At 74.2% G+C, this 8,612-nt stretch carries 7 protein-coding genes and 1 pseudogene; 5 read left to right on the forward strand and 3 right to left on the reverse strand.

What is annotated here, in order from left to right; all coding sequences use genetic code 11:
* The 4 genes and pseudogenes from AE652_RS28220 to AE652_RS48510 form a co-directional block, all read left to right on the forward strand.
* The coding region (locus AE652_RS28220; RefSeq protein ID WP_049656506.1) for a DUF2892 domain-containing protein at window positions 1–276 on the forward strand (276 nt) is incomplete at its 5' end.
* Window positions 277–582: 306 nt separating this feature from the next.
* Window positions 583–3,018: an RICIN domain-containing protein gene (locus tag AE652_RS28225; RefSeq protein ID WP_053112306.1), complete on the forward strand. Its 2,436-nt coding sequence runs from the start codon at window positions 583–585 to the stop codon at window positions 3,016–3,018.
* A 352-nt stretch (window positions 3,019–3,370) separates the two neighbouring features.
* Window positions 3,371–4,747, forward strand: a pseudogene (locus AE652_RS48505) (glycoside hydrolase family 27 protein); the annotation flags it as partial.
* Window positions 4,681–5,217, forward strand: a complete 537-nt coding sequence (locus tag AE652_RS48510; protein ID WP_159028575.1) for an RICIN domain-containing protein — start codon at window positions 4,681–4,683, stop codon at window positions 5,215–5,217. The pseudogene AE652_RS48505 and the gene AE652_RS48510, both read left to right, overlap by 67 nt.
* An 8-nt stretch (window positions 5,218–5,225) precedes the next feature.
* Here AE652_RS48510 and AE652_RS28235 read toward each other — a convergent pair whose 3' ends face one another.
* Window positions 5,226–5,684 carry a hypothetical protein gene (locus tag AE652_RS28235; protein ID WP_049656511.1) on the reverse strand — a complete coding sequence of 153 codons (459 nt, stop codon included), beginning with the start codon at window positions 5,682–5,684 and terminating at the stop codon, window positions 5,226–5,228.
* A 91-nt stretch (window positions 5,685–5,775) separates the two neighbouring features.
* On the opposite strand from AE652_RS28235, the gene sigJ reads away from it, so the two are divergent.
* On the forward strand, window positions 5,776–6,750 hold the full coding sequence (gene sigJ, locus AE652_RS28240; protein ID WP_049656513.1) for an RNA polymerase sigma factor SigJ: 975 nt from the start codon (window positions 5,776–5,778) through the stop codon (window positions 6,748–6,750).
* A gap of 31 nt (window positions 6,751–6,781) precedes the next feature.
* On the opposite strand, the gene AE652_RS28245 is transcribed toward sigJ, so the two are convergent.
* Together AE652_RS28245 and AE652_RS28250 are read right to left on the reverse strand one after the other, a co-directional pair.
* Complete coding sequence (locus AE652_RS28245; RefSeq protein WP_049656514.1) at window positions 6,782–7,834, reverse strand: S9 family peptidase; 1,053 nt, start codon at window positions 7,832–7,834, stop codon at window positions 6,782–6,784.
* Window positions 7,835–7,928: 94 nt separating this feature from the next.
* Window positions 7,929–8,612 (reverse strand): MFS transporter (locus tag AE652_RS28250; protein WP_049656517.1); only part of this gene is annotated, 684 nt, incomplete at its 5' end.

Consider the following 8,612-nt stretch of genomic DNA (forward strand, 5'->3'; position numbering starts at 1 on the left):
GGGCGGCCGCTGGACCAGGTGGCCGGCGCCCGCCGGGTGTGGGCGCTGGACCGCCAGGTCCGCCTGGTGGCCGGCTCGCTGGTGCTGGCCGGCGTGCTGGTCGACCTCGCCCTGCCGGGCGCCCGCTGGGTCTCCGCCGCCGTCGGCGGCGGGCTGGCCTTCTCCGCGCTGACCAACACCTGCGCGATGGGCTCGATGCTCTCCAAGCTCCCGTACAACCGGCCCCGCCCCGGCACGCCGAGCCTGGACGAGACGCTCGCGGCCCTGAAGCGCTGAGCCCGACCGAAGCGCTGAGCTCCTCGGGCCACTGAGCCCGATCACGGTCCGGACCCCGCGACGGTCGGGCCCGGACCGCGACCGTTCCCAGATCGTGAAGGCCCCTGCCCACCCCCGTCGGGCAGAGGCCTTCACTTCTTCTCCCAGCTGTCTCCCGGAAGCCGTCACCGCGCATCCCGTTGACGTGACCGAGCCCACCATGTGAAATGTCACCCATCACATGCGATGCATCGTAACGCACACCACCCATCCGATTTGAACGTTCAAACGCCATCGCCCCGCCACCCGACCGGAGGTAGCTCCGCCATGCCGCCCCGCCCCCGCGCCTTACCCACCGGTCTCGCCCTCCTGGCCGTCCTCGCCGCCCAGGCCCTCGGCGCCGCCCCGGCCCCGGCGGCCGCCGGAACGCCGCTCGTCGACGGCGGCGGCTACCTCCTCGGCTCCGCCCTGGACGGCAGCTGCCTCGGCCCGCAGTACGCCCAGCCCGCCCCCGGCACCCCGGTGGTCGGCGCCGCCTGCGGGCGACTGCTCAGCCAGCGCTGGCAGCTGCGCCGCGCCGGCACCGACTACCTGCTCGTGAACGCCGCCAGCGGCCGCTGCCTCACCCTCGGCGGCCCGGACCGCCGCCCCGCCACCGCCGACTGCGGCAGCTCCCCCGAGGCCGAGCGCTTCACCGTCTCCCGCGCGCCGCAGGGCACCTACACCCTCACCACCCGCGGCACCGGCGGCTGCCTGACCGCCGACCCGGCCCCGGTGGCCCACCACTGCGACAACCGCCCCGCCCACCGCTGGACGCTCACCCGCACCGAGCCGCTGGTCCTCGCCGACCCCGGCTTCGAGCAGAGCGACACGAGCGACACGAGCGGCACGAACGGGACGAGCGGCACGAACGGCGCCGCCACCGCCGGCAGCACCTCCGACGGCTGGACCTTCACCCCCCACACCGGCACCGCCACCAACAACCCGCACGGCGGCACCCGCCTCGCCTACCTCGACGCCGGCCCCGGCTACGCGGTGAGCCAGCAGGTGACCGCCGTCACCGCGGGCAGCTACGACCTGTCCGCCTGGATCGCGACGGGCGGCGCCGGCGGCAGCCTCTCGGTGAGCGTCAACGGCACCGTGGTGCGCTCCCTCCCGCTGCCCGAGCAGTCCCTCTACGCGAAGTACACCCTCCCCCGGGTCCGGGTCGCCCCCGGCGACCGGCTGACCCTCACCATCGGCTCCTCCCCCACGGGTTGGATCAACGTGGACGACGCAGCCGTCGCCCCGGCCGCCCCCAACGACCCGGTGATCAGCTCCTCCGACCCCGAGGCCGTCGCCCTCTTCGACTGGGCCAAGGCCAAGGCCAACAGCTGGGTGCAGCAGGCCGGCGCCACCAGCGTGCTCGACCAGGACGAGAACCACCCCGGCGGCACTGGCACCACCACCTACGACGCCACCTACTGGGCCGGCTACCCGTTCCGCTCCGCCTTCTACAGCCGCGACTTCGCCCACCAGCTGGTCGGCGCCCACCTGCTCGGCCTGGACGCCGAGAACAAGACCATGCTGCGCGGCTTCGCGGCCTCCGCCACCGAGGTCAACAAGCTCTACCCGGTCTGGGCACTCAACTTCGACGCCCGCAGCTACGGCGCCATCGACTACCGGAGCCCCGACCGCTTCGTCCGCGAGCTGCCCGCGCCGTTCGAACTCGTCCAGCAGACCGGCGAGGCCTACCGCTGGACCGGCGACCGCGACTACGCCGAGGACCCGGGCCTGGGCCGGTACGTGCGCAACACCCTCGGCCCGTTCATCACCGCCCGCCCCGGCCCGGTCGACAACGGCGGGGTGCCGATCCCGCAGGCCACCAGCCGCAGCATCTTCGCCGGCACCGCCAGCTATGCCGAGAACGCCACCCGCACCTACGCCGAGGCCGGGGACGCGGTCGGCGCCCAGTACCAGGCCTACCTCTCCGCCGCCGCGCTGGCCGACGCCCGGGGCGACGCCGCCTCCGCCGCCGGCTACCGGAAGGCCGCCGAGCAGCTGCGCGCGTACGTCAACTCCACCTGGAGCGTGGACGGTTCGCAGCCCGGCGAGGTCGTCCACGGCTACGACACCGCCGGCAAGCCGATCACCGGCTGGGGCTACGAGGCGAGCGTGCTGATGCCGGTCAAGGGGCTGCTCGACCCGGGCCCGCGCCGGGACGCCCAGCTCGCCGCCATCGACGCCGCCGACTCCGGCCCGGAGCGCTCGGCGAACCTGGAGGCCTACACCTACCTGCCGGACGCCTTCTTCGCCAACCACGACGGCAGCACCGCCTGGAAGTGGATGCGGCACGTCTACGAGAGCGTCGGCGAGCCGCACGTGAGCGGCGCGATGCTGAACGGCGACTACCCCGAGGTCCCGTTCACCCTGCTCGCGCAGACCGTCCAGGGCCTGCTCGGCGTCACCCCCGACGCCGCCGGCCACGCGCTCTCCACCACCCCGCAGCTGCCCGCCTCGATGGGCTGGCTCCAGGTCGCGGGCATCCCGGTGGGCGGCGGCACGGTGACCGTCCGCCACGACGGCGCGCAGCGCAGCACCGTCACCAACACCGGTACGGAGCCCGTCACTTGGGAGGCCCGCTTCCCCGGTCAGCACGCCCGCGCCACCGTCGACGGCGAGCAGCGGGAGGCCCGCACCACGACCGTCGACGGCACGACCTACACCTCCATCACCGTGACCCTCGCGCCCGGACACTCCGCGACCGCGACCGTCACCGACTGACCCCCACACAGCACAACCGCGGCCGGCCGGCCCCACCCGGCCGGCCGCACCCCCCTCACTTCCTGACGGTTCGTCATCTCACCATCCCCCACCCCTCAGGAGGGCGCTCATGCGCCGAACCCGCCGCCGTGTCGCGGCATCCCTGCTCTCCGTCGCCCTCGCGACCGCCGGCCTCGGAGCCGTCGGCCTCGGCACGGCCGCTCCCGCCACCGCCACCCCCACCGCGATCGGCACCGGCCCCGGCGGCAGCCTCGGCAACGGCAACGCCCTGACCCCGCCGATGGGCTGGAACTCCTGGAACTCCCTCGGCACCGAGGTCACCCAGGAGCAGGTCGTCCAGACCATCGACTTCATGGCCGCCAACGGCCTGGTCGCGGCCGGCTACGACACCGTCACCATCGACGACGGCTGGTCGCTCTGGCACCGCGACGGCCAGAGCTCCGACCTGGTCCGCAACGCCGACGGCGGCCTCCAGCTGTACGACAACGCCGGCAACCCGGTCAGCGGCACCGACGGCACCGGCAACGACCCCACCTCCGGCCACCTGGTCCCGCGCCCCGACCACTTCCCCGAGCGGACCGTCGACGGCCACACCGTCAACGGCATCGCGTACCTCGCCCAGTACGCGCACAGCAAGGGCATGAAGTTCGGCCTCTACGCCACCGACACCTACCTCACCTGCCAGATGCACCCCGGCAGCCTCGGCCACGAGTCCACCGACGCCGCCGACTTCGTCTCCTGGGGCGTCGACTTCGTCAAGTACGACGACTGCCCGTACGGCCCGCAGATCGTCGGCCCGGACGGGCACAACTACTACACCCAGGGCGAGGGCAAGGAGCTGACCCGCTCCATCTACGCCCGGGTGCAGACCTTCCAGCACGCCCTGGACGCGGCCTCCGCCGCCCAGGGGAAGCCCAAGGTCACCCTCAGCGTCTCCGCCCAGCCCGTCCACAGCGGGGTCCCGTACCTGCTCGCCGCCGACGACCCGGCCCGCACCGACCCGGTGGTCCAGGCCGCCGGGACGGCCCCCTTCCACGCCCCCGGCTACGCGCCCACCGGCATCTGGTGCGGCCAGGTCGCCAACCTCTGCCGGATCGGCGGCGACCGGGACAGCGAGCTCGACGGGGTGCTCTGGAACGGGCAGTTGCAGACCGCGCTGCAGTACCCGGGCAACGTCCGCCCGGGCAGCTGGAACGACCTGGACATGATGTTCACCGGCTGGCAGGACGTCTACGGCCTGTGGGGCACCACGGACACCTGCACCTGCCACAAGCCCTTCACCGACGACGAGTCGCGGACGGAGGCCTCGGTCCTCGCCATGCTCGCCGCGCCGATGATCTCCGGCGCCGACCTGCGCACCGCCGCACAGTCGCAGCACAGCGCGGACGGCTACACCTGGTCCACCGGGATCAACGACACCAGCCTGGCGATCCTGAAGAACAAGGAGGTCATCGCCGTCGACCAGGACGGCCTGGCGAAGCCCGCCACCCTGGTCGGCGCCAAGCCCGCCGACGGGCACGCCCCGGTGGTCCTCAAGCGGCAGCTCGCCAACGGCGACACCGCCGTGCTGCTGGTCAACCAGGACCCGTCGGCCGGCCGCACCGTCGCCACCAGCCTCGCCGAACTCGGCCTCGGCGGCTCCGGCTACCAGGCCAAGGAACTGTGGACGGGCACGGCTTCGACCGTCACCGGCCCGATCAGCGCCTCCCTCCCGCCGCACGGCGCGGCCCTCTACCGGCTGGCCAAGCAGGGCACCGGCGGGCCGTCCGGCGTGGTCGACGACGGTGCGTACCACTCCCTGAGCAGCGGCGCCTCGCGCTGTCCCTGCTCGGCTCCTGCACCGCGCCGCTCGGCTCGATCACCGACCTGGAGCCCGCGCGCCCCGGCGACCCGGCGCAGCAGTGGACCTTCACCGGCAACCCCGACGGGACCGTCCGGATCAGCGACAACTGCGCCACCGGCACCCACCGGCACACCGTGCTCTCCGCCGGGGCCTCGGCCGGTGACAGCGCCTACCTGCTCGACCTGTCGCCCGGCAACCCCTGGCAGGAGTGGAAGCTGACCCAGGACCAGGCCACGGGCTCCGTCACCGTCACCAACGTCGCCACCGGCCTCGCCCTCGACGCGGGCGCCGGCACCGCCGGAACCCCCGTCACCACCCGCCCGGCCACCGGCCAGCGCTGGACCCTCGGGTCCTGAGGGCCCGCTCAGCCCCTCGTGCCGGCCGTCCGCCGCGTGGCGCGGACGGCCGGCATCCGGACCAGTACCGCCACGCTCAGCCCGAAGACGACCACGCCCAGCGGGACGTGGACCGACGGCACGTGCGCGACGCCCAGCACGACCTGCGCCGAGGCCAGCACCAGGAACCCGGTGGCGTACAGGACCGGACGGGGCGAGCCGCCGCCGGGCCGCCAGGCCAGGACGGCGGCGAGCAGGTACAGCATCGAGGACCCGTACATCACACGCGCGCCGACGCTGTGCAGCGTCTCGCCGTAGGAGGTGGAGAGCAGCAGCCCGGCCGTGACCGCCTGGAAGAGGACCGCCACGGTCTGGAGCGCCACGGAGGCCCGGAGGAAGGTGTGGGCACGCAGCCCCGCCGCCGTGCCCGTGCTGCCCGTGCTGCCCGTGCTGCCCGTGGCCGCCTTCGCCGTCGTCCCGATGGCCATGACGCGCTCCCCTCTTCTGCCTCGCGGCAGCCGATCGATAGTGTCCCGCTCATCCGACGACACAGGTCGACGAAGTGTGAGGCGAGGGTCCATGACGGACGAGCAGACCCGGGGAGCGGCCCCGACCGCGGACATCCCCTCCGTACCGGATCCGGGCGTGGTCGTCGGCGAGCGGCGGCAGCTGATCAACCTGGCCTACCGGCTGCTCGGTTCGCTGGCCGAGGCCGAGGACGCGGTGCAGGAGACGTACGCCCGGTGGTACGCGCTGTCCCGGGAGCAGCAGGAGGCCATCGCCTCGCCGGGTGCCTGGCTGTCCACGGTGGCCGGCCGAGTCTGCCTGGACCAGCTCGGGTCGGCGCGGGCCCGGCGGGAGCGCTACGTCGGCGAGTGGCTGCCCGAGCCGCTGCCCGACCGCGGCGAGTGGATCGGCGGGCCGGCCGATCCCGCGGACTGGGTCACCCTGGACGAGTCGGTGACCATGGCCTTCCTGGTCGTCCTGGAGGCGGTGACCCCGGCGGAGCGGGTGGCGTTCATCCTGCACGACGTCTTCCGCTACCCCTTCCCCGAGGTGGCCGGGATCGTCGGCCGCACCCCGGCGGCCTGCCGCCAGCTGGCCTCCTCCGCCCGCCGCCGGATCAGGGCCGCCCGGGCCCCGGCGACCCCGACGGGCACGCAGGCCGGGTTGGTACGGGACTTCAAGCGGGCCTGGGAGGCCCGGGACATCGCGGCCCTGGTCGGCCTGCTCGCCCCCGACGCCACGATGACCGCCGACGGCGGCGGCCTGGCCGGCTCCGCCCTGCGCCCGGTGGTGGGCGGCGAGCGGATCGCCCGGTACCTGGTCCACTTCGCCGACCGCGCCCCCGGGCTCACCCTCCTCGAACGGACCGTCAACGGCCGCCCCGGCCTGGTCGCCCGGCGCGGCGGCCGCACCGCGACGGTGGCGGCCTTCGACCTGGCCGACGGCCGGATCACCCGCGTCTGGGCGGTCCGCAACCCGGAGAAGCTGCGCCCGTGGACGGCGCACGAGCCGACGCGCGAGCCGGAGCGCGAACCGCACGGCCGCTGAGTGGTCCTACAGCTCCACGTTTCGTCGCGGGTCACCCCTTCGGGTGGTCGGGCGAGGCCGGGTCGAGCGAGGACAGGAAGTTCCGCATGCCGTCGAGGTAGCCGGGGGTGAACAGCGAGCGCGGTGCGGCGACGGCGAGGAAGGTGCTGCGCAGCTCGGAGTCCTCGACGTCCTTGGGCACCATGTTGTGGGTCGAGTCCGGGAAGCGCAGGACGTGGAGCAGGCCCGGGGTGGTGACGAGGCGGCGGTAGGCGGCCTCGGTGTCGTCGCTGTCGACGTTGACGTCCCGGCCGCCGAGGACGAGCTGCACCGGCACCCGGAGGGCGGCGAGGTCCTCGGTGGCGTCGGAGAGGTGGTTGCGCTTGTTGAACGCCCAGCGCTCGGGGGTCAGCCCGTCGACGTCGCCGCCCGCGGCCCGGTACTCCTCGAAGGTCGAACCGGCCCGCAGGGCGGCCAGGTTGCGGTCGCTGCGGGCGACGGCGGCCGCGGTCTCCGCGGGCGAGGCGTGCCGTTCCCCCAGCTCGGCGAGCAGGTTGTAGCGGCCCTGCTGGAGCCAGTTGACGGCGGTGCCGACGGCGATCACGAACCTGACGTCCGGGGACTGCCGGGCGGCCTTGGGCATCACCCAGCCGGCCTGGCTGGCGCCCCAGAGCCCGATCCGGTTCGGGTCGATGCCGGGCTGGGCCTTGGCCCAGCGGATCGCGGCGAGGGTCTCGTCGACGCGGTCCTGCATGCTCTGGTCCAGCCAGTCGCCGGGGGCGTTGTTGACGCCGGGCTTGTCCCAGGAGAGCGTCGCGTACCCGGCCTTCGCCATGGCCTCCCAGAGCGGCCGGTAGAAGGTGTCGTGGGTGGCGTCCACGGGCCCGTCGCCGTGGACGAAGACCACCAGTCCGTACGGCCCGTGGCCGCCGGTGGGGCGGGCCAGGACGCCCTGGAGCGGCTGCCTGCCGCCGGTGACGGTGACCCGCTCCTCCGTGAGGTCGTACTCGTTCTGGTAGACCACCCAGCCGCCCGCGCCGGCCAGCAGCACGGCCACGGACAGCAGTGAGCCCCAGAGCCACCGGCGCCTGCCGAACATCTTCATAGCGTTCACTCACCAATCGTTCGTTTCGAACACGACCGTAGCAGATATGAACGCAATGAGGTGATCGTCTTTCCCGCCGCCTACCCGGAGGCGGTCACCGCCCGACCGGCGCCGTCCCGGCCTCGGGAGCCACCCGCTCCGACACCACCGGCTCCGGCAGCGTCCGGAACAGCGCCCAGCTCAGCACCGGCATCAGCACCAGCGGCAGCAGCGCCGTACGCAGCGAGGTCGCGTCCGCGAGAGCGCCGATCACCGGGCTCGCCAGCCCGCCGACGCTCACCGTCAGCCCGAGGGTGATCCCGCTCGCCGTACCGATCCGCGACGGCAGGTAGTCCTGCCCCAGCGTGACCTGCAGGGAGAACGGCACGTACAGGCCCGCCGAGGTCAGCGCCACGAACAGGTACAGCGCCGGGCCCGGCACCAGCAGCACCCCGGCCACCGCGACCGCCGCCACCAGGTACGACCAGCGGGCCACCGCCACCCGCCCCCACCGGTCCGCCAGCGCGCCGCCCAGCACCGAGCCCACCGCGCCGCCCGCGTACAGCACCACCAGCGCCGCCGTGCCCGCCGCCGCACCGCCGCCCAGGCGCTGGGTGGTGAACAGCGAGAGGAAGGTGCTCAGCCCGACGAACGTGACCGAGCGGCAGACCACCGCCAACGACAGCCGCACGAAGGCCGCCCGGTCGTCGGCCCCCGGAACCGGCTCGCGCGCCTCCCCGGCCGCCCGCCGCCGCTCCAGCTCGCGCAGCACCGGCAGGCAGAGCGCGGCGCCCGCGAG

This window comes from Kitasatospora sp. MY 5-36 (assembly GCF_001182915.1).
Taxonomy (GTDB): Bacteria; Actinomycetota; Actinomycetes; order Streptomycetales; family Streptomycetaceae; genus Kitasatospora.